Origin of the sequence: Streptomyces sp. NPDC047042 (assembly GCF_040644035.1) — a bacterium.
Taxonomy (GTDB): domain Bacteria; phylum Actinomycetota; class Actinomycetes; order Streptomycetales; family Streptomycetaceae; genus Streptomyces.
In genome coordinates this window covers 247,429-270,636 of sequence record NZ_JBEYVP010000011.1, presented here as the reverse complement: position 1 = coordinate 270,636, position 23,208 = coordinate 247,429, and the positions used below count along the sequence as shown (strand labels likewise).

Genomic DNA, 23,208 nt, shown 5'->3' with positions numbered 1-23,208 from the left:
AAACGCCCGGTTACATTCCGAACCCGGAAGCTAAGCCTCACAGCGCCGATGGTACTGCAGGGGGGACCCTGTGGGAGAGTAGGACACCGCCGAACTCCTTTTATAGCTCCGGCTCTTGGGCATACTGCCCGAGGGCCGGAGCTTTTTTGCGTTGAGGTAGGGTCAGGGGGCATCGTTGGCTCATTCCCACAGGAGGCCCCCGGGTGGAGGTCCAGGAGACCCGCGTCCAGACAGACCGGGTCCTCACCATCCCGAACATCCTCAGCATGGCGCGCCTTGTCGGCGTACCCGTTTTTCTCTGGCTGATCCTTCGGCCCGAGTTCGGCGGCCCGAAGAGTGACGGCTGGGCCCTCCTGGTGCTGATGCTGAGCGGGATCAGTGACTATCTGGACGGCAAGCTCGCGAGGCGTTGGAACCAGATCAGCAGTCTTGGACGACTACTTGATCCTGCAGCCGACCGGCTCTACATTCTCTCGACATTGGTCGGTCTCACATGGCGCGAGATTCTGCCAATCTGGTTGACCGCTGCACTGTTGGCGCGAGAGCTGGTTCTGCTGGTGATGGTGGGCATCCTCAGGCGTCATGGGTATCCGCCGCCGCAGGTGAACTTCCTGGGGAAGGCCGCTACGTTCAACCTGATGTACGCGTTCCCGCTACTTCTACTCAGTGACGGAAGCGGATGGATCTCGTCACTCGCTGCTATTTTCGGATGGGCGTTCGCCGGGTGGGGTACAACCCTGTACTGGTGGGCAGGAGTCCTCTACATGGTGCAAGTCCGCCGGCTGGTCCGAGCGGACGCCATGGCCGATTGAACTCGCCGATTGGGCGACAGCAGTGGCTCGATGGCCCGCTTCGGAAAAGTGCGGGACAATCTGGACGGGTGAAGTCGGCTAGACCGTCTCTTCAAGGAGGACGCTTCCGACATGAAGGCCGTCGTGATGGCCGGAGGCGAAGGCACGCGCCTTCGCCCAATGACCTCAAGCATGCCCAAGCCGCTCCTGCCAGTGGCCAATCGGCCGATCATGGAGCATGTGCTACGGCTGCTCAAAAGGCATGGGCTCAACGAGACAGTCGTTACCGTGCAGTTCCTGGCATCGCTCGTCAAGAACTACTTCGGCGACGGCGAAGAGCTCGGTATGGAGCTCACGTATGCCAATGAGGAGAAGCCACTCGGTACCGCCGGAAGCGTCAAGAACGCCGAAGACGCGCTGAAGGACGACACGTTTCTCGTCATCTCCGGTGATGCGCTGACCGACTTCGACCTCACCGAGCTCATCAATTTCCACAAGGAAAAGGGTGCGCTCGTGACTGTCTGCCTGACGAGGGTGCCGAACCCACTGGAATTCGGAATCACCATCGTCGACGAGGAGGGCAAGGTCGAGCGCTTCCTCGAGAAGCCGACCTGGGGACAGGTGTTCTCCGACACCGTCAACACCGGTATCTACGTCATGGAGCCCGAGGTCTTCGACTATGTCGAGGCCGATGTTTCCGTCGACTGGTCGGGCGACGTCTTCCCGCAGCTGATGAAAGAGGGACGGCTGGTCTACGGCTATATCGCCGAGGGCTACTGGGAAGACGTCGGTACGCACGAGAGCTACGTGAAGGCCCAGGCCGACGTCCTTGAGGGCAAGGTCGATGTCGCGCTCGACGGCTTTGAAATCTCGCCGGGTGTGTGGGTCGCGGAGGGTGCCGAGGTGCACCCCGATGCCGTGCTCCGTGGGCCCCTCTACATCGGGGACTACGCCAAGGTCGAGGCAGGCGCGGAAATCCGCGAGCACACAGTGGTGGGCTCGAACGTCGTCGTCAAGAGCGGGGCCTTTCTGCACAAGGCCGTGGTGCACGACAACGTGTACATCGGCCAGCACAGCAATCTGCGCGGCTGTGTGGTCGGGAAGAACACCGACATCATGCGCGCGGCGAGGATCGAGGACGGGGCGGTCATCGGCGACGAGTGTCTCGTCGGTGAGGAATCGATCATTCAGGGGAACGTCCGCGTTTACCCCTTCAAGACGATCGAGGCCGGTGCCTTCGTCAACACGTCGGTGATCTGGGAATCCAGAGGACAGGCACATCTCTTCGGCGCCCGTGGAGTCTCCGGGATTCTGAACGTCGAGATCACACCCGAGCTGGCCGTGCGGTTGGCCGGCGCCTATGCGACCACCCTGAAGAAGGGGTCCACGGTCACCACCGCCCGCGACCACTCCCGAGGCGCCCGGGCGCTGAAGCGGGCGGTCATCTCTGCGTTGCAGACCAGCGCCATCGACGTACGGGACCTGGAGAACGTACCGCTGCCCGTGGCGCGGCAGCAGACCGCGCGGGGGAGTGCCGGGGGGATCATGATCCGGACGACGCCCGGGGTGCCGGATTCCGTCGACATCATGTTCTTCGACGGGCAAGGGGCCGATCTTTCGCAGGGGAGTCAGCGGAAGCTGGACCGGGTGTTCGCGCGGCAGGAGTACCGGCGGGCGTTCCCCGGAGAGATCGGGGATCTGCATTTCCCGGCGAGCGTGTTCGACTCCTATACCGGGTCGTTGCTGCGGAACGTCGACACGACCGGGATCGCGGAGTCCGGGCTCAAGGTCGTCGTGGACGCGTCCAACGGCAGTGCGGGTCTTGTCCTGCCGAGCCTGCTCGGAAAGCTCGGCGTGGATTCGCTGACCATCAATCCGGGGCTCGACGAATCCAGGCCGACGGAGTCCGCGGAGACCCGGCGATCCGGGATGGTGCGGCTCGGCGAGATCGTGGCGTCGGCAGGCGCCGCCTTCGGGGTGCGTTTCGACCCGGTGGGCGAGCGGCTGTCGCTCGTCGACGAGAAGGGGCGGATCATCGAGGACGATCGGGCGCTTCTCGTCATGCTCGATCTGGTGGCCGCGGAACGGCGAAGTGGGCGCGTGGCGCTGCCGGTGACAACGACCCGGATCGCCGAGCAGGTCGCGGCTTATCACGGGACCCAGGTGGAGTGGACGACCACGTCGCCGGACGATCTGACCCGGGTCGGGCGGGACGAGACGACCATCTTCGGTGGGGACGGCCGCGGTGGGTTCATCGTGCCGGAGTTCAGCAGCGTGTTCGACGGCTCGGCGGCCTTCGTACGGCTCATCGGGCTGGTCGCGCGGACGCAGCTCACCCTCAGCCAGATCGACGCGAGGATTCCGCGGGCGCACGTCCTGAAGCGGGATCTGGCGACTCCTTGGGCCGTCAAGGGTCTTGTCATGCGGCGGGTCGTGGAGGAGGCCGGAGAGCGGTTCGTCGACACCACGGACGGGGTGCGAGTGGTGGAGACCGACGGACGGTGGGTGATGGTTCTGCCCGATCCCGCCGAGGCTGTCACGCATCTGTGGGCAGAGGGGCCCGACGACGCCTCCGCCCAGGCGCTGCTCGACGAGTGGTCCGCGGTCGTGGACGGCGCCGGTCGCTGAATCGCGATACACGCGCGCGTGCCGGACGAGGGTCCCCAATGGGGCCTGTCCGGCACGCGGGTGGGGCCGTTCGGAGGCAGTGGTCGCGACGTGGGACGATGTGCGGCATGCCGCAGCAGCCCCCCGTTCGGAGCATCCCCACGAGCCGTGCCCGCCCGGACGCGTCCATGTCGCTGCTCACCAACGTCATGGACCACAGCCTCGACGAGGGGTATGCCGAGGCTGCCGCCCGGAGGAAGGCCACGGGCGACGGCGGTCTGCCCAGGCCGCTGAGGTCGAAGCTGGGCCTTGCCGCCGGTCTGGTGCTCGCCGCTCTCGTCGTGACCGTGGGGGCGGCCCAGGCGCGGGTGGCGGCACCCGTGGTCGCCAAGGAGCGCGAGGAACTGATCGACCGTATCGACCGCGAGACCGATGCGGCCGACAAGCTGGAGGAGAAGGTCGACCAGCTGCGCGACGATGTGAGCGCCCGTCAGCGTGCGGCGCTGAAGTCGGACGGCGTCAGCGGCCGGGCCGACCTGGTGGGCATCCTGTCGGGCGCGACCGAGGTGCACGGCCCCGGTGTCAAGCTCGTCGTGGACGATGCGAAGGAAGCCAGCACGGGGGCCGGCGGGGACGCGCGGGAGACCTCCGGGTTCTCCGACACCGGGCGGGTGCGTGACCGGGACATGCAGCGGGTCGTCAACGGTCTGTGGCAGTCGGGCGCCGAGGCCATCGCCATCAACGGGCAGCGGCTGACGGCCCTGTCGGCGATCCGGGCCGCGGGAGACGCGATACTGGTCGACAACAAGCCGCTGGTGCCGCCGTACACGGTGCTCGCGGTGGGGGACGGCAAGCGGCTGAGCAGCAGGTTCCAGGACAGCGCCGACGGACTGTATCTGCACGCGCTGCAGGAGAACTTCGATATCCGGACCAGCATCTCCGTGGAGAGCGACCTCCGGCTGCCCGCCGCACCGAGTGTGATCGTACGTACAGCACAGCCGAGCACAGAGAAGGGCACATCGTGATCGCGGTACTGGGCCTCGTCGTGGGAGTCGTGGCTGGATTGTTGGTCCGGCCCGAGGTGCCGGCTGTCGTCGAGCCTTACCTTCCGATCGCCGTCGTCGCGGCGCTGGACGCCGTGTTCGGTGGTCTGCGGGCCATGCTCGACGGGATCTTCGTCGACAAGGTCTTCGTCGTGTCGTTCCTGTCGAATGTCGTCGTGGCCGCGCTGATCGTCTTCCTGGGCGACAAGCTGGGTGTCGGCGCGCAGTTGTCGACCGGTGTCGTCGTGGTCCTCGGTATCCGTATCTTCTCGAATGCCGCGGCGATCCGCCGGCACGTGTTCCGGGCCTGACGCCGATGAGTGACAACGACAAGAACGACGCGGGCGAGAAGCGGTTGCGTGAGGAACTTCCCGAGGAGGTCGCCGTCACGCCCGCGGAAGCCTCTGACGCCGAGGCAGCGGAGGCGGTGACCGAGGAAGCGCCCGAGCCGTCCGTGACCGGCCGTCAGCGGCTGGTCAACGGGCTGTGGCCGCCGCGAGTGACCCGGGCCCAACTCATCGTCGCGCTGCTGCTGTTCGGGCTCGGATTCGGGCTCGCGGTGCAGGTCGCGTCCACCAGTGACAACGACGGTGCGCTACGGGGTGCGCGTCAGGAAGATCTCGTGCGCATCCTCGATGAACTGGATGACCGTACGCAGCGTCTTGAGGACGAGAAGCAGGGTCTCGAAGATCAGCGGGCCGAGTTGGAGAACAGCTCGGACCAAGCTGAGGAGGCCCGGAAGCAGACGGTCGAGAAGGAGCGGCAACTGGGCATCCTGGCGGGCACGGTGGCCGCGCAGGGGCCCGGGATCACGCTGACCGTCGTGGACACGAAGGGAACGGTCGAAGCCGACATGCTGCTCGACGCGATTCAGGAGTTGCGTGCGGCCGGTGCCGAGGCGATCCAGGTGAACGGTGTACGGGTGGTCGCGGGGACCTTTCTGGCGGACGAGGACGGTGGGGGAGTGAGCGTCGACGGGAACAAGATCGACTCTCCCTATCGTTTCAAGGTCATCGGCAAGCCCGAGGACCTCGAGCCGGCGCTCAACATCCCCGGGGGCGTGGTGCAGACCCTGGAGAAGGAGCAGGCCACCGTTACCGTGGAGCGGGCGACCAAGATCGTCGTGGACGCCTTGCGAGCTGCGAAGCAGCCTGACTACGCTCGGTCGTCCTCCGAGTGAGCCGGGGGTGCATGAGGGCTGTCCGGGGAGGGCATGAGGTTGCGGGGGGTCGGCGCACCGAATGGGTGGTGCGTGGTGGAAACTGTCAGGTGGCGGCGGACGTTGTGAGGATGTCCGGGTCGACCGGTAGGTGCAGTCAGGGTTCGTCCTGCCCCACGGGCGGGTCTGTTTCGGTCAAGGGGAATCGCCCGTGAAGTTGTTTTCGAAGTTGTTCGGCAAGAGCGCGCGAGAGGGCAGCGACAATGCCACTGCCCGGCATCGCGCACAGCCTGACGCGGACGGCCAGCGTCCGCTGTTCCGGGACCAGGTCGGAGGTCCGGGCGGTGACGTTCCCGGAGGTCAGGGCGCGCCGTCTGTTGACCCTGCCCAGTCCGGGCGCATAGGTTTCGGGGAACCGTCAACCTCAGGTACGGGTGGAGAGTTTTCCTCCGGTCCCTATGCGTCCAATGCCCCGGCGGGGCAGCCGCGGCAGGAGGATCCGTCGATGTCGGCCCTGGTGTGTACGAGGTGCGGTAACCGTAATGCGGAGAACAGCCGCTTCTGCTCCAACTGCGGCGCGCCGCTGAGGGCAGGGGTCTCCGCCGAGCGTCCGTCGGAGACGACGTCCACGATCTCCATCTCCGGGATCGAGGCGTATGACGCCGAGGTCACCGGTCAGACGCAGATGCCGATGCTCTCGCCCGAGGCGCAGGCGGCTGTGGATGCCCTGCCGCTCGGGTCGGCGCTTCTGGTGGTGCGCCGTGGCCCGAACTCGGGCAGCCGCTTCCTGCTGGACGGGGAGCTGACGACTGCCGGGCGTCATCCGCAGAGCGACATCTTCCTGGACGACGTGACGGTGTCGCGCCGGCACGTGGAGTTCCGGCGGGGCCAGGACGGAATGTTCACGGTCGCCGATGTGGGCAGCCTCAACGGCACGTACGTCAACCGTGAGCGGATCGACGAGGTCGCGCTGTCGAACGGTGACGAGGTGCAGATCGGCAAGTACCGGCTGGTGTTCTACGCGAGCCAGCGGGGCTACTGACCCTCCTCCGGACCGAGTCCGGGGGGCTTCCCCACGGAAGGACCGAAAGGTCCATGCTTCAAACACCGAGCGGCGGTGCCGGGCACGGCATCGCCGCCGCGGACAACGGGCTGATGAGCATCGGCGCAGTGCTGACCGCACTGCGTGACGAGTTTCCCGAAGTCACCATCTCCAAGATCCGTTTCCTGGAGTCGGAAGGGCTCATCGAGCCGCAGCGGACCCCCTCCGGGTATCGCAAGTTCAGTCCCGAGGACGTGGAACGCCTCAGCCAGGTGCTGAGGATGCAGCGGGACCACTATCTGCCGCTGAAGGTGATCAGGGAGTACCTGGACGCCATGGAGCGCGGGGAGGCCGTCCCGCTGCCCACGGTGGGCCGCCAGCGGGACGGCGAGCCCGTTCTGGAGGCCGAGGGCCCCACCGCCGTCCGGATCGGCCGTTCCGAGCTGCTGGCCGCCGCGGAGATCGGCGACGAGGAACTCGAGGAGTGGCAGTCGTACGGTCTGGTCGTGCCGCTGCCCGACGGGGCGTACGACGCGGAGACGGTCACTGTCGCCACGCTCGTCGCCGAGCTGGGGCGGTTCGGGATCGAGCCACGGCATCTGCGGGTGATGAAGGCCGCCGCCGAACGCGAGGCCGGTCTGGTCGACCAGGTGGTGGCCCCGCTCAAGCGGCACCGCAATCCGCAGACCAGGGCCCTGGCGGAGGCCCGCAGCAAGGAACTGGCCGGACTCACGGTCAAGCTGCACGCGGCCCTGGTGCGCATCGCGCTGGGTGTGCGGCAGCCCTGAGCCGGGGGGTCGCCGGGGGGTGGATCGGCCACCCGTTCCGTGCCCGACTACCCAAACATCCCGGGCACGGCCTAGGGTTGCTGTGTGAACGAGCTCGATGTCGTAGGTGTCCGGGTCGAAATGCCCTCCAACCAACCGATCGTGCTCCTGCGTGAAGTGGGAGGCGACCGCTACCTTCCCATCTGGATCGGACCGGGTGAGGCGACAGCGATCGCCTTCGCCCAGCAGGGCATGGCCCCCGCGCGACCGCTGACCCACGACCTGTTCAAGGACGTGCTGGAGGCCGTCGGCCAGGAACTCACCGAGGTGCGGATCACCGATCTGCGTGAAGGTGTGTTCTACGCGGAGTTGGTGTTCGCCAGTGGAGTCGAGGTGAGTGCCCGTCCGTCCGACGCCATAGCGCTTGCGCTGCGTACCGGGACGCCGATCTACGGCAGCGACGGTGTGCTCGACGACGCCGGGATCGCGATCCCCGACGAGCAGGAGGACGAAGTGGAGAAGTTCCGCGAGTTCCTCGACCAGATCTCTCCCGAGGACTTCGGCACCAACAGTCAGTGAGCCTCAAGCCAAGGCTGTCGAGGCTCCGGCTACCCCACGGACCCAGTGGTCCGTGGGGTCTGTCTTTTGGCCCGGGGTGCCACAAATGATGGCAATTGCCAGCGGCGTGTGAGAGCGTCGTGCGGCTCCGGCGGAGCGCATTCGGCTAGCCTTTCCCCGCGGTGGGGTACGGGAAACCACTCCTAGGGTGATTATCACTCGGCGTGCCGAGTGTGGCGATCGTTGACGCGCCCCTGGGGACTGCCTACCGTCAAGAAGGCAGGTCAAGGACGGAGGTCGGCGTGAGAAGCAGCGGCGACGGTACGGCTGGGGGTGCCCCCGGACGCGGTTTGGGGGAGAGCGGCCCGTACCCTCCCCCAGGCTCTCGGCAACGCTCGAGCTGGGGGGATCCCCATCAGGGCAACGCGGTCGATCACGTCTCGCGGCCGACGGCTGTAGCAGGCGGCGGAGGGGCGACATCCATGGCGTCCGAGGAGATCGGCTACCGCGGCCCCACGGCGTGCGCCGCGGCCGGCATCACTTACCGGCAGTTGGACTACTGGGCGCGCACCGGTCTGGTCGAGCCGAGTGTGCGGCCCGCCCACGGGTCGGGGACGCAGCGTCTCTACAGCTTCCGCGATGTCGTGGTCCTGAAGATCGTCAAGCGCTTTCTGGACACCGGCGTCTCGTTGCAGAACATCCGTACGGCCGTTCAGCATCTGCGGGCGTGCGAGTTCCGCGATCTGGAGCGGCTGACGTTGATGAGCGACGGCGCGACGGTCTACGAGTGCACGTCCCCCGACGAGGTGCACGCGCTGCTCCAGGGCGGCCAGGGCATCTTCGGTATCGCCGTGGGCGTGGTGTGGCGGGACGTGGAAAGCGCTCTCTCGCAGCTGCACGGCGAACGCGTCGACACCGGCGAGACACTGGTGGGGCACAACCCCACGGACGAACTGGCGCGGCGGCGCAACCGGGCGGTCTGAGCGGCACTCCCGACTCGGCGCCGCCGTCCTCCGGGGCCGTTGTCAGTGGCGTAGGGCAGCATCGGTGATGTGAGAAACGTGCCCACGATCCTGCATCTCGACATGGATGCCTTCTTCGCCTCGGCGGAGCAGGCGTCCAAGCCGAGTCTGCGCGGGAAAGCCGTTGTCGTGGGCGGGCTCGGGCCGCGCGGTGTGGTGGCCACCGCGTCGTACGAGGCCCGGGTCTTCGGGGTGCACTCCGCGATGCCGATGGCCCAGGCGCGCAGGCTCGCGCCGAACGCCGCGTATCTCGTGCCCCGGGGCGCCTTCTACCGGTCGATCAGCGAGCAGGTCATGGCGCTGCTGCACGCGCTCTCGCCGCTGGTGGAGCCCCTGAGCCTGGACGAGGCGTTCGTCGATCTGGAGGCCGGACAGGCGGCCTGGGACGAGGAGTCGGCCCGGCTGGCCGGGGCCAAGCTGCGGGCGGACATACGGGCCGTCACGGGTCTCACCGGATCGGTGGGGCTCGCCGCCTCCAAGATGCTCGCGAAGATCGCCTCCGAGCAGGCCAAGCCGGACGGTCTGGTGGTGATCGAACCCGGGACCGAGCGGGCGCTGCTCGGGCCGATGTCGGTGCGGACCCTGCCCGGGGTCGGCCCGGCGACCGGCGACCATCTGCGGCGGGCCGGGATCAGCACGGTCGACGAACTCGCGGAGGCGGGCGAGGACGAGCTCGTGCGGCTGCTGGGCAAGGCGCACGGGCACGCGCTGTACGCGATGGCGCTGGCGCACGACGAGCGGCCCGTGGTGGCCGAGCGGGAGACCAAGTCCGTGTCGGTCGAGGACACCTACGACGTGGACATCCATGACCGGGGCCGGGTGGGCACCGAGGTGCAGCGGCTGGCCGACCGGTGTGTGCGGCGATTGCGGGGTGCGGGGCTGTCCGGGCGGACCATCGTCCTCAAGGTGCGCCGGTACGACTTCTCCACGCTGACCCGGTCCGAGACGCTCCGGGGGCCCACCGACGACCCCGCGGTGGTGCGGGAGGCGGCTGCCCGGCTCCTGGAGGCGGTGGACACCACCGGGGGCGTCCGGCTGCTCGGGGTCGGGGTGAGCGGCCTCGCCGACTACACGCAGGAGGATCTGTTCGCCCAGGCGGCCGGGGAGCTGGCCGCGCTCGAGCCGGACGGGGAGGCGGAGCACGAGCCGGTCGAGGAGCCGGAAACGCCCGCCGAGCGGCGCTGGACCACCGGGCACGACGTACGGCATGCCGACTTCGGGCACGGGTGGGTGCAGGGGAGCGGGCTGGGGCGGGTGACCGTCCGGTTCGAGACGCCGGACTCGGAGCAGCCCGGGCGGGTGCGGACGTTCCGGACCGACGATCCCGCGCTGGAGCCGGCGGATCCGCTGCCGCTGGTCGCCCCTGCGGCGCGAAGAACCGGCGGTCCGGCTGAGGAGTCGTCCGGTCAGGTGTCGTCCGTGCCCGCCAGCCTGCCGAAGTCGTGGTCCGGGAAGGGGGGCGGAGGAGCCACGTCGAGGCCGTAGTGGTGGTAGAGCTGGAGTTCCTGCTCCGGGGAGAGGTGGCGGCCGACGCCGAAATCGGGCGCGTCCTTGATCAGGGCACGCTCGAAGGGGATGCGCAGGGTGCCGTCGACCAGTTCGCTGGGCTCCAGGGGTACGAAGGCGTCCCTGCTGAACAGCCCGGTCCGTATGGCCGCCCACTCCGGCACTCCCGTGGCGTCGTCGAGGTAGATCTCGTCGATCGTGCCGATCTTGGTGCCGTTGCGGTCGAAGGCCTTGCGGCCGATCAGGTTGCGCGGATCGATGTCGGTCTGCACGGCGCCTCCGTAGGATCGCAACATCCGTAAGCACTACAAAAGAGCACATTCGGGAAGGCGGCCACTCGAAGGTCTGTGCGTGGACCCGCTGATAGGCTGGCCAATGGCTGCTGACCCTGTGCGGGAGAGTCCTCCGGAACCTCGGAGGCGCCGAAGGAGCAAATCCTCCCCGGAATCTCTCAGGCCCCTGTACCGCACGGACGAGGTCACTCTGGAAAGAAGAGCGGGTGTCGACGGCTTCCGCTCTCACCGACGGTGAAAACCGGGACGTCAGCGCGTTGGCGGTCCGGTGAAGCTCTCAGGTTGAGATGACAGAGGGGGAGGCCGTTCGGGCACCCGTGCCGGGGTGCCCCTCGAAGGTCGCGACGACCAGGAGGCCTCCGTAATGACCGCCCATCGCACTCCGCTCGCCGAACTCGAACAGGGAACGCCCTTCGAACGGCGTCATATCGGGCCCGATCACGAGGACCGGGCCAAGATGCTCGCGCAGGTCGGCTACGGCTCGCTCGACGAGCTGACCGCCGCCGCGGTGCCGGACGTGATCAGGAACGCCGACGCGCTCGACCTGCCGGCCGCCCGTACCGAGGCCGAGGTGCTGGCCGAGCTGCGGTCGCTGGCCGACCGGAACCAGGTGCTGGGGTCCATGATCGGGCTCGGGTACTACGGGACCTTCACCCCGCCGGTCATCCTGCGGAACGTGATGGAGAACCCCGCCTGGTACACCGCGTACACGCCGTACCAGCCGGAGATCTCGCAGGGACGCCTCGAGGCGCTGCTGAACTTCCAGACGATGGTCGCCGACCTCACCGGGCTGCCCACCTCGGGCGCCTCGCTGCTCGACGAGGGCACCGCGGCCGCAGAGGCGATGGCGCTCTCCCGGCGCATGGGCAAGAACAAGAAGGGCCTCTTCCTCGTCGACGCGGACGCCCTGCCGCAGACCATCGCCGTCATCGAGACGCGGGCCGAGCCGACCGGCGTCGAGGTCGTCGTCGCCGACCTGAGCGCGGGCATTCCGGACGACATCGCCGGGCGTGAGATCAACGGTGTGCTCCTTCAGTACCCGGGCGCCTCCGGGGCCGTACGGGACCTGAGGCCCGTGATCGACCAGGCGCACGGGCTCGGTGCCGTGGTCACCGTCGCCGCCGATCTGCTGGCGCTGACGCTGCTCACCTCGCCCGGTGAGCTCGGCGCGGACATCGCGGTGGGGACGACCCAGCGGTTCGGCGTACCGATGGGCTTCGGCGGGCCGCACGCCGGATACATGGCCGTACGGGAGCAGTTCGCGCGCAGCCTGCCCGGGCGGCTCGTGGGTGTCTCCGTGGACGCGGACGGGCACAAGGCGTACCGGCTCGCCCTGCAGACGCGCGAGCAGCACATCCGCCGCGAGAAGGCGACCAGCAACATCTGCACGGCCCAGGTCCTGCTGGCCGTGATGGCCGGCATGTACGCCGTTTACCACGGGCCCAAGGGGCTGCGGATCATCGCGCGGCGCACCCACCGGTACGCCACCATCCTCGCCGCGGGGCTGACGGCGGGCGGCGTCGAGGTCGTCCACGGGGCCTACTTCGACACGCTCACCGCGCGGGTGCCCGGGAAGGCCGGCGAAATCGCCGCCGCCGCGCGCGAGCACGGGGTCAATGTGCACGTCGTCGACGCCGACCGGCTCTCCGTCTCCTGCGACGAGACCACTACGCGGGACCAACTGGCCGCCGTCTGGACGGCGTTCGGGGTCGACGGTGACATCGAGGCGCTCGACGCCGACGCCGGGGACACGCTGCCGGAGGCGCTGCTGCGCACCGACGAGATCCTCACCCACCCCGTGTTCCACCAGTACCACTCCGAGACCTCGATGCTGCGCTACCTGCGCCGGCTCGCCGACCGGGACTACGCGCTCGACCGGGGCATGATCCCGCTGGGCTCCTGCACGATGAAGCTCAACGCGACCACGGAGATGGAGCCGGTCACCTGGCCCGAGTTCGGCCAGCTGCACCCCTTCGCGCCCGCCGAGCAGGCTGAGGGCTATCTGACGCTGATCCGGGAGCTGGAGGAACGTCTCGCCGAGGTCACCGGCTACGACAAGGTGTCGCTCCAGCCGAACGCCGGTTCGCAGGGCGAGCTGGCCGGGCTGCTCGCCGTACGCGGATACCACCGGGCCAACGGGGACGAGCAGCGGACCGTGTGTCTGATTCCGTCGTCCGCGCACGGGACCAACGCGGCGAGTGCCGTCATGGCCGGGATGAAGGTCGTCGTCGTGAAGACCGCCGGGGACGGTGAGATCGACGTCGAGGATCTGCGGGCGAAGATCGAGCAGTACCGGGACGAGCTGTCGGTGCTGATGATCACGTACCCGTCCACGCACGGTGTGTTCGAGGAGCATGTCGCCGACATCTGCGCCCAGGTGCACGAGGCCGGCGGTCAGGTGTACGTCGACGGGGCCAACCTCAACGCGCTGGTGGGGCTCGCCAAGCCCGGGCACTTCGGTGGGGACGTCTCGCATCTGAACCTGCACAAGACGTTCTGCATCCCGCACGGCGGCGGCGGCCCCGGGGTGGGCCCGGTCGGGGTGCGGGAGCACCTCGCCCCCTATCTGCCCAACCACCCGCTGCAGCCCGCGGCCGGGCCCGAGACGGGCGTGGGGCCGATCTCGGCGGCGCCCTGGGGCTCGGCGGGCATCCTGCCCATCTCGTGGGCGTACGTCCGGCTGATGGGCGGTGAGGGGCTCAAGCGGGCCACGCAGGTGGCCGTGCTGAGCGCCAACTACATCGCCAAGCGGCTGGAGCCGCACTACCCGGTCCTCTACACCGGGCCCGGCGGGCTCGTAGCGCACGAGTGCATCATCGATCTGCGCCCGATCAGCAAGGCGACGGGAGTGAGCGTCGACGACATCGCCAAGCGGCTGATCGACTACGGCTTCCACGCGCCGACCATGTCGTTCCCGGTGGCCGGGACGCTGATGATCGAACCGACCGAGTCGGAGGACCTCGGGGAGCTGGACCGGTTCTGCGAGGCGATGATCGCCATCCGGGGCGAGATCGAGAAGGTCGGCACGGGCGGCTGGCCCGCCGACGACAACCCGCTGCGCAACGCGCCGCACACCGCCGCCGCGCTCGGCGGGGAGTGGACGCACGCCTACACGCGCGAGGAAGCGGTCTTCCCGGCCGGGGTCTCGGCGGCCGACAAGTACTGGCCGCCGGTGCGCCGGATCGACCAGGCCTTCGGTGACCGCAACCTCGTCTGTTCCTGCCCGCCGCTGGACGCTTACCAGGAGTAACGACCCTCGGACATGCGTCGGGGCCGGTTCGCAGTGAGTTCCTGCGGGCCGGCCCCTCTTCGTCTGTTCAGCTGTTCGGGCAGTCGCTCCTGACGTCCGGAGGATGCCCGGTCCGCGGTCGTCAGACGGCCGTCATCGCGCGGTGCGGGGCGATGATCTGGCCGTCGGGCAGGAGCTCACCGGTGTCCTCGAAGAGGAGGACGCCGTTGCACAGCAGGCTCCATCCCTGTTCCGGGTGGTGCGCCATGAGGCGGGCGGACTCCCGGTCGGTGGAGTGGGCTGTCGGGCACGGTGGCTGATGCTGGCACATTGGTGGGATCTTTCGCTCTGTCGTCGAGTGTGAGATGGCTGTGGTGTCTGTCTTGCGGCTCGAAGCGCTGTTCATGGCCGCTCCCCGTTGTGGTAAATCGGTTCGAACCCAGTGTTGCCCCACGGGCGTCAATCCGCAGGGATTTGGCTGGACCGCTTCTCACAGGTTGAAGACGCATCACCCGCGCGGCCGGTTCAGTCCAACTGGGCTGTCCCTTTGGGTGGTTCCTGGTGGCCGGATGGGGCTAGTCCGGTCGGGCCGAAAACCCTTAATGGCTCGTACGAGCGTAATGGTGCGCGAAAGAGCAATGCGCCCCGCCGCCGGGAATTCGGTGACGGGGCACAAGGGAATACGGAGAGTGTCGTGTCGTGTGCGGTCAGGCGGGGGAACTGAGCAGCGGGGCCGAAGTCACCCGATGGGTCAACACCGGGAGCAGTTCGGCGACCCGGTGCGGACGGTGGGCGGCGATGCCGGGCGGGGCCGGGGCCAGCGGGACGAGGAGGTCGGTGGCGGCGAGGTGGCCCTCGGCTCCGTCGGCGGTGATGTCGCCGTGCAGCCAGAGTGTGAGCATGTACAGCTCGGGAACGGACAGCAGTCGCGCCTGGTAGGGCTGTTTCATGGTCTCGGCCTGGCGCAGGGCTCGCTCGGTGGAGGCGATGTAGGGCCCTTCGAAGAAGTGCGAGAAGGCCCAGCCGTCGGGGGTCAGCATGGTCTCGGCGGCGGCCACCGCGCGGTCCCCGCTGCGGATGAGGAAGCGCCACCCGGTCAGTCGGCTGGCGGACGCCCCGGCGGGGGTGATCCGGTCCAGGACGTGTACGGGCAGCGGCAGCTCGGGAGTGGTGGGCCCCTGGGCCGCGCGGAGGGACGGGGTCGGTGCCTCGCGGACGGCGGTGGGTGAACTGAGTGCGGTGAGGACGGCGCGCAGTGCGGGGGCGGGTGCCGGGGGGACATGCAGCGGCATGGCGGAACGCCTCTCATTCGACAGGCAAGGTGGCGCGAGGGCGGGGGCGGACGGCGCTGTCAGCTCTCGAAGTCTCTGGGTCAAAGAGGCGGGGGCCGGGTGAGGCGACGGGGTGCGGCCTGTCGTACGTCACCTGGACGGCAGGATCCAGGTCCCGGGCGCCGACTCTCTGCCTTGTTCGCGGAGTTTATACGACACGTGTTCACACTGTGTTTCGTCTAACTGTTTTCCGCGTGAAGAGCAAGAGTCTGTTCGGTCGGTGTTGCGTGGTGTTTTTTCCGATTCCCGGCCCGCTGCGCGGCGATGACCTCGGTATACGCGCCGAAGTACGGTCGGCCAATTGTCGTCGACGTTTCTCACGAGTTCGAGATTGCGCGAATCTGTCGGGGGTACCCGGGCCGCACCGTCCGTCGCTTCATGCCGGACGAATGTGCCGCCGGACACGTCGAGCAGCGTAGCGGGTGACGGTGGCGCACGGGGCGTTATCGATCGCGTCGGGTGGGCATCATCCCACCTGACCCGGGACATCAGCGGCCGGTCTTCGGCCTGCCCATTCGAGGAGGGACGCTTCCGATGGGGGAGAAGGTCGTGGCGGGGCAGTTCGATCTGTCCGATCGCCGGCGCTATCGCGGCAAGCTCCGGCAGTGTCTGACGGGGCTGGAGCGACTGCTGGCCGAGAAGCGGTTCGACCGCCCGAAGAATCTGCTGGGTCTGGAGATCGAGCTGAATCTCGTAGGGCCCGACGGCATGCCGAAAATGATGAATGGGCAAGTACTCGAAAGGATCGCGAGCCGCGATTTCCAAACAGAACTCGCCATGTTCAATCTGGAAGTCAACATCGCCCCCCACCGCCTCGGCGGCCGAGTATTCGACCGGCTCGCCGAAGAGCTCCGTACGTCCCTGGCGTATGCCCATCGGAAGGCGAACGAGGTCGACGCGGGGATCATGATGATCGGCATCCTGCCGACGCTCGGCCGGGACGACCTGGTCTCCTCCAACCTCTCCGACGTCGACCGTTACGCCTTGCTCAACGACCAGATCGTGGCGGCCCGCGGTGAGGACTTCACCCTCGACATCGACGGGGTGGAGCGTCTGTCGTGCACGTCGAAGTCCATCGCTCCGGAGGCCGCCTGCACCTCCGTACAACTGCATCTCCAGGTCACGCCGGCGCGGTTCGCCGATGTGTGGAACGCGGCGCAGGCGATCGCCGCCGTGCAGGTCGCGATCGGCGCCAACTCGCCCTTCCTGTTCGGCCGTGAGCTGTGGCGGGAGTCGCGGCCCCCGCTGTTCACACAGTCCACGGACACCCGTCCGCCGGAGCTCCAGGCGCAGGGCGTACGGCCGCGCACCTGGTTCGGGGAGCGGTGGATCTCGTCGGCGTACGACCTCTTCGAGGAGAACCTGCGCTACTACCCGGCGCTGCTGCCGATCTGCGACGACGAGGACCCGTTGAGCGTCCTCGACGCCGGAGGTGTGCCGAAGCTCGGCGAACTCGTCCTGCACAACGGCACCGTGTACCGGTGGAACCGCCCGGTCTACGGCATCGCGGACGGCGTTCCGCATCTGCGGGTCGAGAACCGGGTGCTGCCCGCCGGGCCCACCGTCACGGATGTGATCGCCAACGCGGCCTTCTACTACGGGGTCGTCCGGGCGCTCGCCGACGAGTCGCGGCCCGTGTGGACCCGGCTGCCCTTCGAGGCGGCCGCCGCCAACTTCGACGCGGCCTGCCGGTACGGCATCGACGCGCGGCTCCAGTGGCCACGGCACGGCCGGTTCGGCGGCACGGCCGAGGTCGACGTCGTGCACCTCGTACGGGACGAACTGCTGCCGCTCGCCGCGGCCGGCCTCGACGCGTGGGGGGTCGAGCCCGCCGACCGGGACCTGTACCTCGGGGTGATCGAGGAGCGGTGCCGGCGCCGGGCCAATGGAGCGTCCTGGCAGGCGGCCACCTTCCACCGGGCGCTGGAGAAGGGGCTGTCCAGGGAGGCCGCGCTGGCGGCGACCACCCGGCGCTACAGCGAGCTGATGCACCTCGGGGAGCCGGTGCACACCTGGCCGGTGGGCCTGCCGAAACCGGTGCCGCTGGGGTGATCGCCCGCCCAGGGACGGCGTGACCTCCAGGCGCCGGTACCCGCTCCGAGCCGCCTCCTGTCCGGGCCCGGACCGTACCCGTACCGCGCCGCACGGGGGCCGCTCATGTCCGTCTCAGGTCGATCGGGCAAGCTGTGACGTCCCACGCGACGGTGGTCTCCTTCCCCGGTGAGGGGAGGTACTCCGGACGCGGCGGGATGACGCAACTGGAGGCACGGGTGCAGGTGGCTGGTTCTATCCCTGAGGAGCAACCGTCGCGACGGATTCTTCGGGACGAGACGCTGTTGGTTCTGGGGCTTTCGCTCGGCGCGAGTGGGGTCTCCGCCCTGATCAGCTTTGTCGGATCGGTCACGAAACCGGGCGGCCTCAAGGAGCAGGCGGCCACCCTCAACGCCTCGGCGGCCCCCGGCCGCCCATGGCTCGATCTCGCCTGGCAGCTCTTCGGCATCACGACGGCGCTGGTCCCGGTCGCCCTGGTCGCGCACTTCCTGCTGCGCGAGGGGGAGGGGCTGCGGACGCTGGGCTTCGACCGGACCCGGCCCTGGCCCGATCTCGGCCGCGGGGCCGCCGTCGCGGCGGTGATCGGCAGCAGCGGAATCGCCTTCTACCTCGCGGCCCGTGGCCTCGGCTTCAATCTGACGGTGGTCCCGGAGGCGCTTCCCGAGGTGTGGTGGAAGTACCCGGTGCTGATCCTCTCGGCGGTGCAGAACGCCGTACTGGAGGAGGTCATCGTCGTCGCCTATCTGCTGCGCCGGCTGAAGCAGTTGGGCTGGACCCCGGGGACGGCGCTGGTGGCCAGTTCCGTACTGCGCGGGTCGTACCACCTGTACCAGGGCATCGGCGGGTTCATCGGCAACATGGTGATGGGGGTGGTGTTCGTGTACCTCTACCGGCGGTGGGGGCGGGTGGGCCCCCTGGTCGTCGCGCACTCGTTGCTCGACATCGGAGCGTTCGTGGGGTACGCGCTGCTGGCGGGGAAGGTGGGGTGGCTGCCCACCGCGTGAGTGGGCAGCGTTCTCAGACGAGCAGGTCGCCCTCGATGGTCGTGACAGCTCGGCCGGTCAGCAGGGTGCGGTCGCCGCGGAGTTCGGTGCGGACCAGGCCGGTGCGGGCGGAGGCCTGGAGACCGGTGAGGTCGGGGCGGCCGAGGCGCTCGGACCAGTAGGGGGCCAGGGCCGTGTGGGCGCTGCCGGTGACAGGGTCCTCGTCGATGCCGATCCGCGGGAAGAAGCAGCGCGAGACGAAGTCGTAGCCGTCGGCCGGGTTTTCGGCGCGGGCGGTGGCGATGACACCGCGTTCCGAGTGGGCGGCGAGAGCCCTGAGGTCGGGGGTGAGGCCCAGGACTGTCTTCTCGTCGGCGACCTCGATCAGCAGGTCACCGATGTTCGGGCCGGTGTCGAAGGCCGTGAGCGGCTCGGCGCCCAGGGCCTCGGCGACCCCGGCGGGAGGCTCGACGCGGGTGAGGGGGGCCGTCGGGAAGTCGAGGGTGATCGAGCCGTCCTCGTGGGGCGTCGCGCTGAGGACGCCGCTCAGGGTGGCGAACCGTACGGGTCCCGAGTGGGCGCCCGTGGTGTGCAGGACGTGGGCCGTGGCCAGCGTGGCGTGGCCGCACATGGCGACCTCGGCGGCCGGGGTGAACCAGCGCAGCGCCCAGTCGGCCTCGCCGCCCTCGGGCAGGCGGTGGGCGAACGCCGTCTCGGCGTGGTTGACCTCAAGGGCGATCCGCTGCAGCCGGGTGTCGTCCGGGAAGGCGTCGAGGAGCATGACGCCCGCCGGGTTGCCGGCGAACGGGCGGTCGGTGAAGGCGTCGACGATTCGAATGCGCATGGGGTGACGCTAGACGGGCGGAGGGGTGACGGACCAAGGCCAATTTCGGGGCGCTGGACCTGATTCGGCGGCCGGTGGACCTGGACGGGCCCGGCGCCGAGGGGCGGTGGCTGGCGCCGAGGGGCGGTGGCTTCCGGGGGCCGGGAGCGTCAGGCCGCCGTCGCGGCCGGCCGTACCAGGCCGGACTCGTAGGCGAAGACCACCGCTTGCACGCGCGCGCGTGCGCCGATCTTGGCGAGGATGCGGCTGACGTGGGACTTGACCGTCGTAGGTGAGATGCACAGGCGGGCGGCGATCTCGGTGTTGGACCAGCCGGCGGCGACCGCGGTCAGGACGTCGCGCTCACGGCTGGTGAGTGCGTGGAGCTCGCTCTCGCGTTCGAGTGAGCCGAAGGTGCGCTCGTGCCGGACGGTGTCGATGAGCGCGCGGGTGAGGGCGGGCGTCGTGACGGCGTCACCGGCGGCCACGATCCGGACGGCGGCGATCAGTTCCTCCGGGGTCGCGCCCTGGGGAAGGAACCCGCCGGCTCCGGCCCGCAGGGCCGCGTAGGCGTGCCGCTCGTGGTCGGTGGGGGTCAGGACCAGTACGCGCGGGGAGTCGCCCGCGACTCTCGCGGGCTCGGGGACCGGGAGCAGGGTGGGGGGCCGGCTGATGCGGCGGATGACGTCCACCCCGTCCGTGTCGACCACGAGGCTGTCCATCAGCACGACGTCCGGCCGGAGCGCGGCACTCATACGAACGGCGTCGGCGCCGTTCGTCGCCTCGCCGACGACGGTCAGATCGGGCTCGGCCGCGATCAGCATGCGCAGGCCGAGACGCTGCAGGGTCTGGCGGTGTACGACGAGTACGGAGGCCATGGGGGGCACCCTCCTTGTACGAAACTGTTTCGTTCACTTCAGCTGTCGTCAGCCTAGCTCCCGTCGCTATCGAAACGCTCGCGTTTCTACTGTGGCCTGGGTCACTTCTTTCCGGGGGTTGTCGGATGAGCTATCTCGATATATCGTTGACGCATCGCGACAGATCAACGACAAGACAAACGAACGGAGTGGTTGCGATGCATTCCCATGGAGACAAATTCCGGCGTGGCGGCTTCGAGGGGCGGCGGTCCGCCTTCGGTCCCTTCGGACCCGGTCCTGGCGGTCCCGGCGGTCCCGGCTTCGGTCCGGGCTTCGGTCCGGGGCCCTGGGGCGGGCGCGGCGGCCGGGGCGGACCGCGGGGCAGGGCGCGGCGCGGTGATGTCCGCGCGTCGATCCTGGCCCTGCTCAAGGACCGGCCCATGCACGGCTACGAGATGATCCAGGAGATCGCCGAGCGCAGCGGAGGGGCCTGGAAGCCCAGCCCCGGCTCGGTCTACCCCACCCTCCAACTGCTGGAGGACGAGGGCCTGATCGCCAGTGAGAGCGAGGGCGGCAAGAAGCTGTTCGCGCTCACCGAGTCCGGCCGCACCGCGGCCGACGAAGGCCCCGACGCCCCCTGGGAAGAGGCCGGGCGCGGCATGGACTGGGAGGCGCTGAACGACATCCGCCAGGCCGGCTTCGGTCTGATGGAGGCCTTCGGCCAGGTCTGGAAGACGGGCAGCAAGGAGCAGCGCGAGAAGGCGCTCTCCGTGATCAACGAAGCGCGCAAGAAGCTGTATCTGATCCTTGCCGACGAAGACTGATGGGCCGCCGCCCTCGGAGACCTGTCCGCCCCCGGCGGTACGTCCCCCAGTGCGCGCAGGCGCCCCGCGGAAGTGTCCGCGGGGCGCCTTTCTGTCGTCGTACGGCGGCTGCGGACCTGCTCAGCTCACCAGGCCGGCCAGTTTGCGCAGCGACTCGTTCAGGGCGGCCGTGCCCGAGTCCTTCAGCTTGCCGGCCATGAGCGAGACGGCCGCGCCGGTGAACTCGCCGTCGATGCGGACCGTCGTGGCGTCGCCGTCGGGGGTGAGGGTGTAGCGCGTCGCGACGTTCACCGCCATCGGGCCCTTGCCCCTGATGGCCAGGGTGCGGGCGGGCTCCAACTCCGCGATGGTCCACTCGACCTCGGCCGGGAAACCCATCAGCTTCATGTTCTCCTCGAAGGTGCCGCCGACCTCCAGCGCGGAGGGGCCGCCCTTCGGGAAGCTCGTGTGGGTCGCGTTCCACGCCCCGTACGCCGTCCAGTCCGTCAGCTGCGTCCAGATCTTCTCCGCCGGTGCCTGGATGCGTGCCTCCGCGCTTATTTCGGCCATGCGACCACCTCTGTGTCTCGGGCTGCGGTGTCGCGGAACGTAGCCGCAAGGGCTGGAACATTCAATACTGACGAGTCGTCAGGTTCTGCTGTCGGGGTCGCGGCCTCTGTCCACCCGCCGTATCACCGCCGCGTCGAACACGTCCCACGCGCGCGGGTAGGGGCCTTCGTCGTGGCAGTGCCATGCCTCCCAGAACAGGTCGGCGAGCAGTGCGTCCTCCGGGGCGTACACCCGGTACACGTACTGTCTGCCGTCCGTGGCCGGCAGCGCCACCAGCCAGCACGTGCTCTCCATGTTGGTCTGGGACGTGCGCGGGCGTGCCCTGGTTGCGCCCGGGGCGCGCGGAATAGGGTGCGGGCGCCCCTTGCGTCGACTTCGTCGACCTCGTGGCGAATTCGTGCGGGAGCGGCGTGATGTCATCCGTAAGGAGGAGATTGCGCGTGCGATGCACACCCCTCGTGGGACCCGGAAATGGTGCGCAGCGAGGATGACCGGATCGGCGGGGGCTGGTGGGGTGGGAGATGTGCAACCCCGTAAGCCCCGTATACCCCGGCAGTCGACCACTGAGCACGGTGCGCTCCGCGTGGACAACGATGCCAGGCTCACCGCAGAGCTGGCAGCGGTGGTCGCGGGCGCGCGCAGACGTGCGTTGCGGGACGGGGACCGGCAGATCGACACGGCCCATCTGCTGCACACCCTCCTGGAGTCCGATCCCGAGGTTCGTGTGGTGTTCGAGGGCGGCGATCCGCAGGTCGCGCGGCTGCTCGGCTATCTCGTGCAGCGCAGCATCGGCTACGGACTGCGCTGGCAGAGCTCAGTCGAGGACTCCGGGGCGCTGCCCGTGCTGCCGGGGGTGGCGGGTGCGTCAGGTGCGGCCGGCTGGTCGCCGGTCGCGGCGGGGGCGCTGGAGGAGGCGTGCGAGCGGGCCGGGCGGCGGGGCGACGCACGGGCCCGCGGGATCGATCTGCTCGCGGCGATCGTCGGTGATCCGCAGTCCCGGGCCGTCGAGGTGCTGGGGCGGGCGGGCGTCGACGCGGGGGAGCTGCTGACGCGGCTGCGCCACGTCGGACTGACTGCGGCGGGGTGGGAGGAGTACTCCCGGGCGTGGACGACGGCCGAGGAGGCGGAGCTGCTCGACGGGCCGTGAGCGCAGTCCGGCCCGTGAACCTCATCGGGCGCGAGCCCGTTCGGCGCGCGAGCCTGTTTGGCCGGTGGGCCTGTTTGACCGGTGGGCCCGTCCAGCCCGAGGGGCCGTCGGGTCGGTGGGCTCGTCCGGGCGGTGGGTTGTCCGGCCCGTGGGCCCGTCCGGGCGGTGGGTTGTCCGGCCCGTGGGCCCGTCCGGCCCGTGGGCCCGACCGGTCGGTGGGCTCGTCCGGGCGGTGGGCCGTTCGACCCGTGAACCCCGTCCGGTGCGCGCCTCCTCCGGTCGGTGGGCCCGCTAACCCGTGAGCACGTCCAGTGGGTGGGCCATCAGGCCCGTGAACCCCGTCCGGCGCGCGCGCTTCGTCCTGTCGGTGCGTCCGGCCGGTCGCTGTGCCGTCCGGCCCGTGAACCCCGTCCGGTGTGCGCGCTCCGCCGGGCGGTGGGCCTGTCTGGCCCGTGGGCCGTCCGGCCCGTGAACCTCGTCTGGTGCGCGCGCTTCGTCCGGTCGGTGCGTCCGTCCGGTCGGTGTGCCGTCCGGCCTGTGAACCCCGTCCGGTCGGTGGGCCGTCCGGCCTGTGAACCCCGTCCGGTGTGCGCGCTTCGTCCGGTCGGTGGGCCCGTTTGGCCCG

Annotated in this window: 22 protein-coding genes, 1 rRNA gene and 1 riboswitch; of the genes, 16 read left to right on the top strand and 7 right to left on the bottom strand. The window is 69.2% G+C overall.

Annotation, left to right across the window (positions count from 1 at the left end; genetic code table 11):
* The 11 genes from rrf to ABZ855_RS15620 all read left to right on the top strand — a co-directional run.
* A 5S ribosomal RNA gene (rrf, locus tag ABZ855_RS15670) occupies positions 1 to 95 on the top strand; the annotation flags it as partial.
* A 108-nt stretch (positions 96 to 203) separates the two neighbouring features.
* On the top strand, positions 204 to 812 hold the full coding sequence (locus ABZ855_RS15665; protein WP_360806918.1) for a CDP-alcohol phosphatidyltransferase family protein: 609 nt from the start codon (positions 204 to 206) through the stop codon (positions 810 to 812).
* A 111-nt stretch (positions 813 to 923) separates the two neighbouring features.
* On the top strand, positions 924 to 3,419 hold the full coding sequence (locus ABZ855_RS15660) for a mannose-1-phosphate guanyltransferase (protein WP_360806916.1): 2,496 nt from the start codon (positions 924 to 926) through the stop codon (positions 3,417 to 3,419).
* Positions 3,420 to 3,586: 167 nt separating this feature from the next.
* Positions 3,587 to 4,423: a DUF881 domain-containing protein gene (locus ABZ855_RS15655; protein ID WP_360806947.1), complete on the top strand. Its 837-nt coding sequence runs from the start codon at positions 3,587 to 3,589 to the stop codon at positions 4,421 to 4,423.
* Positions 4,420 to 4,752, top strand: a complete 333-nt coding sequence (locus ABZ855_RS15650; RefSeq protein WP_006376801.1) for a small basic family protein — start codon at positions 4,420 to 4,422, stop codon at positions 4,750 to 4,752. Before ABZ855_RS15655 ends, ABZ855_RS15650 begins: the two co-directional genes overlap by 4 nt.
* 5 nt (positions 4,753 to 4,757) lie before the next feature.
* Complete coding sequence (locus ABZ855_RS15645; RefSeq protein WP_360806914.1) at positions 4,758 to 5,621, top strand: DUF881 domain-containing protein; 864 nt, start codon at positions 4,758 to 4,760, stop codon at positions 5,619 to 5,621.
* Positions 5,622 to 6,105: 484 nt separating this feature from the next.
* Positions 6,106 to 6,642, top strand: coding sequence for an FHA domain-containing protein (locus ABZ855_RS15640; RefSeq protein WP_319213654.1), 537 nt, complete (start codon positions 6,106 to 6,108; stop codon positions 6,640 to 6,642).
* Between the two features lie 53 nt (positions 6,643 to 6,695).
* On the top strand, positions 6,696 to 7,430 hold the full coding sequence (locus tag ABZ855_RS15635) for a MerR family transcriptional regulator (protein WP_360806911.1): 735 nt from the start codon (positions 6,696 to 6,698) through the stop codon (positions 7,428 to 7,430).
* An 84-nt stretch (positions 7,431 to 7,514) separates the two neighbouring features.
* Positions 7,515 to 7,988: a bifunctional nuclease family protein gene (locus ABZ855_RS15630; RefSeq protein ID WP_006123076.1), complete on the top strand. Its 474-nt coding sequence runs from the start codon at positions 7,515 to 7,517 to the stop codon at positions 7,986 to 7,988.
* 281 nt (positions 7,989 to 8,269) lie between these two features.
* Positions 8,270 to 8,950, top strand: a complete 681-nt coding sequence (locus ABZ855_RS15625) for a MerR family transcriptional regulator (RefSeq protein WP_360806909.1) — start codon at positions 8,270 to 8,272, stop codon at positions 8,948 to 8,950.
* Positions 8,951 to 9,019: 69 nt separating this feature from the next.
* On the top strand, positions 9,020 to 10,474 hold the full coding sequence (locus ABZ855_RS15620; RefSeq protein ID WP_360806907.1) for a DNA polymerase IV: 1,455 nt from the start codon (positions 9,020 to 9,022) through the stop codon (positions 10,472 to 10,474).
* On the opposite strand, the gene ABZ855_RS15615 is transcribed toward ABZ855_RS15620, so the two are convergent.
* Entirely contained in the window at positions 10,396 to 10,767 is a 372-nt protein-coding gene (locus ABZ855_RS15615; RefSeq protein WP_360806905.1) for a PRC-barrel domain-containing protein, read from the bottom strand. The two genes, ABZ855_RS15620 and ABZ855_RS15615, sit on opposite strands and share 79 nt — an antisense overlap.
* A gap of 111 nt (positions 10,768 to 10,878) precedes the next feature.
* Positions 10,879 to 10,972: riboswitch (glycine riboswitch) on the top strand.
* A 180-nt stretch (positions 10,973 to 11,152) separates the two neighbouring features.
* On the opposite strand from ABZ855_RS15615, the gene gcvP reads away from it, so the two are divergent.
* Complete coding sequence (gene gcvP / locus ABZ855_RS15610) at positions 11,153 to 14,038, top strand: aminomethyl-transferring glycine dehydrogenase (protein ID WP_360806903.1); 2,886 nt, start codon at positions 11,153 to 11,155, stop codon at positions 14,036 to 14,038.
* Between the two features lie 121 nt (positions 14,039 to 14,159).
* On the opposite strand, the gene ABZ855_RS15605 is transcribed toward gcvP, so the two are convergent.
* Positions 14,160 to 14,348: a DUF5999 family protein gene (locus ABZ855_RS15605; protein WP_053740726.1), complete on the bottom strand. Its 189-nt coding sequence runs from the start codon at positions 14,346 to 14,348 to the stop codon at positions 14,160 to 14,162.
* A 376-nt stretch (positions 14,349 to 14,724) separates the two neighbouring features.
* Positions 14,725 to 15,309: a hypothetical protein gene (locus ABZ855_RS15600; protein WP_360806900.1), complete on the bottom strand. Its 585-nt coding sequence runs from the start codon at positions 15,307 to 15,309 to the stop codon at positions 14,725 to 14,727.
* A gap of 573 nt (positions 15,310 to 15,882) precedes the next feature.
* On the opposite strand from ABZ855_RS15600, the gene ABZ855_RS15595 reads away from it, so the two are divergent.
* Positions 15,883 to 17,400, top strand: coding sequence for a glutamate-cysteine ligase family protein (locus tag ABZ855_RS15595; protein ID WP_360806898.1), 1,518 nt, complete (start codon positions 15,883 to 15,885; stop codon positions 17,398 to 17,400).
* Positions 17,401 to 17,597: 197 nt separating this feature from the next.
* The gene (locus tag ABZ855_RS15590) at positions 17,598 to 18,404 is read left to right on the top strand and encodes a type II CAAX endopeptidase family protein (protein ID WP_360806945.1); all 807 of its coding nucleotides are present in this window, start codon (positions 17,598 to 17,600) and stop codon (positions 18,402 to 18,404) included.
* A gap of 13 nt (positions 18,405 to 18,417) precedes the next feature.
* Here ABZ855_RS15590 and ABZ855_RS15585 read toward each other — a convergent pair whose 3' ends face one another.
* On the bottom strand, positions 18,418 to 19,227 hold the full coding sequence (locus ABZ855_RS15585; RefSeq protein WP_360806896.1) for a PhzF family phenazine biosynthesis protein: 810 nt from the start codon (positions 19,225 to 19,227) through the stop codon (positions 18,418 to 18,420).
* A 149-nt stretch (positions 19,228 to 19,376) separates the two neighbouring features.
* Positions 19,377 to 20,084: a response regulator transcription factor gene (locus ABZ855_RS15580; RefSeq protein WP_360806894.1), complete on the bottom strand. Its 708-nt coding sequence runs from the start codon at positions 20,082 to 20,084 to the stop codon at positions 19,377 to 19,379.
* Positions 20,085 to 20,281: 197 nt separating this feature from the next.
* On the opposite strand from ABZ855_RS15580, the gene ABZ855_RS15575 reads away from it, so the two are divergent.
* Positions 20,282 to 20,887, top strand: a complete 606-nt coding sequence (locus ABZ855_RS15575; protein WP_360806892.1) for a PadR family transcriptional regulator — start codon at positions 20,282 to 20,284, stop codon at positions 20,885 to 20,887.
* 120 nt (positions 20,888 to 21,007) lie between these two features.
* Here ABZ855_RS15575 and ABZ855_RS15570 read toward each other — a convergent pair whose 3' ends face one another.
* Together ABZ855_RS15570 and ABZ855_RS15565 are read right to left on the bottom strand one after the other, a co-directional pair.
* The gene (locus ABZ855_RS15570; RefSeq protein ID WP_360806890.1) at positions 21,008 to 21,436 is read right to left on the bottom strand and encodes an SRPBCC family protein; all 429 of its coding nucleotides are present in this window, start codon (positions 21,434 to 21,436) and stop codon (positions 21,008 to 21,010) included.
* A 78-nt stretch (positions 21,437 to 21,514) separates the two neighbouring features.
* A complete protein-coding gene (locus tag ABZ855_RS15565) occupies positions 21,515 to 21,730 on the bottom strand; it encodes a hypothetical protein (RefSeq protein ID WP_360806888.1) in 216 nt (71 codons plus the stop codon).
* Positions 21,731 to 21,923: 193 nt separating this feature from the next.
* Between ABZ855_RS15565 and ABZ855_RS15560 the strand changes: the two genes are divergently transcribed.
* Entirely contained in the window at positions 21,924 to 22,583 is a 660-nt protein-coding gene (locus ABZ855_RS15560; protein ID WP_360806886.1) for a Clp protease N-terminal domain-containing protein, read from the top strand.
* Positions 22,584 to 23,208 lie beyond the last annotated feature (625 nt).

What these genes read in the sequence shown, in the direction of transcription:
- ABZ855_RS15660 (WP_360806916.1), top strand. Translation starts at nt 924, where the DNA reads ATGAAGGCCGTCGTGATGGCCGGAGGCGAAGGCACGCGCCTTCGCCCA.
- ABZ855_RS15655 (WP_360806947.1), top strand. Translation starts at nt 3,587, where the DNA reads ATGTCGCTGCTCACCAACGTCATGGACCACAGCCTCGACGAGGGGTAT.
- ABZ855_RS15645 (WP_360806914.1), top strand. Translation starts at nt 4,758, where the DNA reads ATGAGTGACAACGACAAGAACGACGCGGGCGAGAAGCGGTTGCGTGAG.
- ABZ855_RS15640 (WP_319213654.1), top strand. Translation starts at nt 6,106, where the DNA reads ATGTCGGCCCTGGTGTGTACGAGGTGCGGTAACCGTAATGCGGAGAAC.
- ABZ855_RS15635 (WP_360806911.1), top strand. Translation starts at nt 6,696, where the DNA reads ATGCTTCAAACACCGAGCGGCGGTGCCGGGCACGGCATCGCCGCCGCG.
- gcvP (WP_360806903.1), top strand. Translation starts at nt 11,153, where the DNA reads ATGACCGCCCATCGCACTCCGCTCGCCGAACTCGAACAGGGAACGCCC.
- ABZ855_RS15605 (WP_053740726.1), bottom strand. Translation starts at nt 14,348, where the DNA reads ATGTGCCAGCATCAGCCACCGTGCCCGACAGCCCACTCCACCGACCGG.
- ABZ855_RS15600 (WP_360806900.1), bottom strand. Translation starts at nt 15,309, where the DNA reads ATGCCGCTGCATGTCCCCCCGGCACCCGCCCCCGCACTGCGCGCCGTC.
- ABZ855_RS15595 (WP_360806898.1), top strand. Translation starts at nt 15,883, where the DNA reads ATGGGGGAGAAGGTCGTGGCGGGGCAGTTCGATCTGTCCGATCGCCGG.
- ABZ855_RS15590 (WP_360806945.1), top strand. Translation starts at nt 17,598, where the DNA reads ATGACGCAACTGGAGGCACGGGTGCAGGTGGCTGGTTCTATCCCTGAG.
- ABZ855_RS15585 (WP_360806896.1), bottom strand. Translation starts at nt 19,227, where the DNA reads ATGCGCATTCGAATCGTCGACGCCTTCACCGACCGCCCGTTCGCCGGC.
- ABZ855_RS15580 (WP_360806894.1), bottom strand. Translation starts at nt 20,084, where the DNA reads ATGGCCTCCGTACTCGTCGTACACCGCCAGACCCTGCAGCGTCTCGGC.
- ABZ855_RS15575 (WP_360806892.1), top strand. Translation starts at nt 20,282, where the DNA reads ATGCATTCCCATGGAGACAAATTCCGGCGTGGCGGCTTCGAGGGGCGG.
- ABZ855_RS15570 (WP_360806890.1), bottom strand. Translation starts at nt 21,436, where the DNA reads ATGGCCGAAATAAGCGCGGAGGCACGCATCCAGGCACCGGCGGAGAAG.
- ABZ855_RS15565 (WP_360806888.1), bottom strand. Translation starts at nt 21,730, where the DNA reads ATGGAGAGCACGTGCTGGCTGGTGGCGCTGCCGGCCACGGACGGCAGA.
- ABZ855_RS15560 (WP_360806886.1), top strand. Translation starts at nt 21,924, where the DNA reads ATGACCGGATCGGCGGGGGCTGGTGGGGTGGGAGATGTGCAACCCCGT.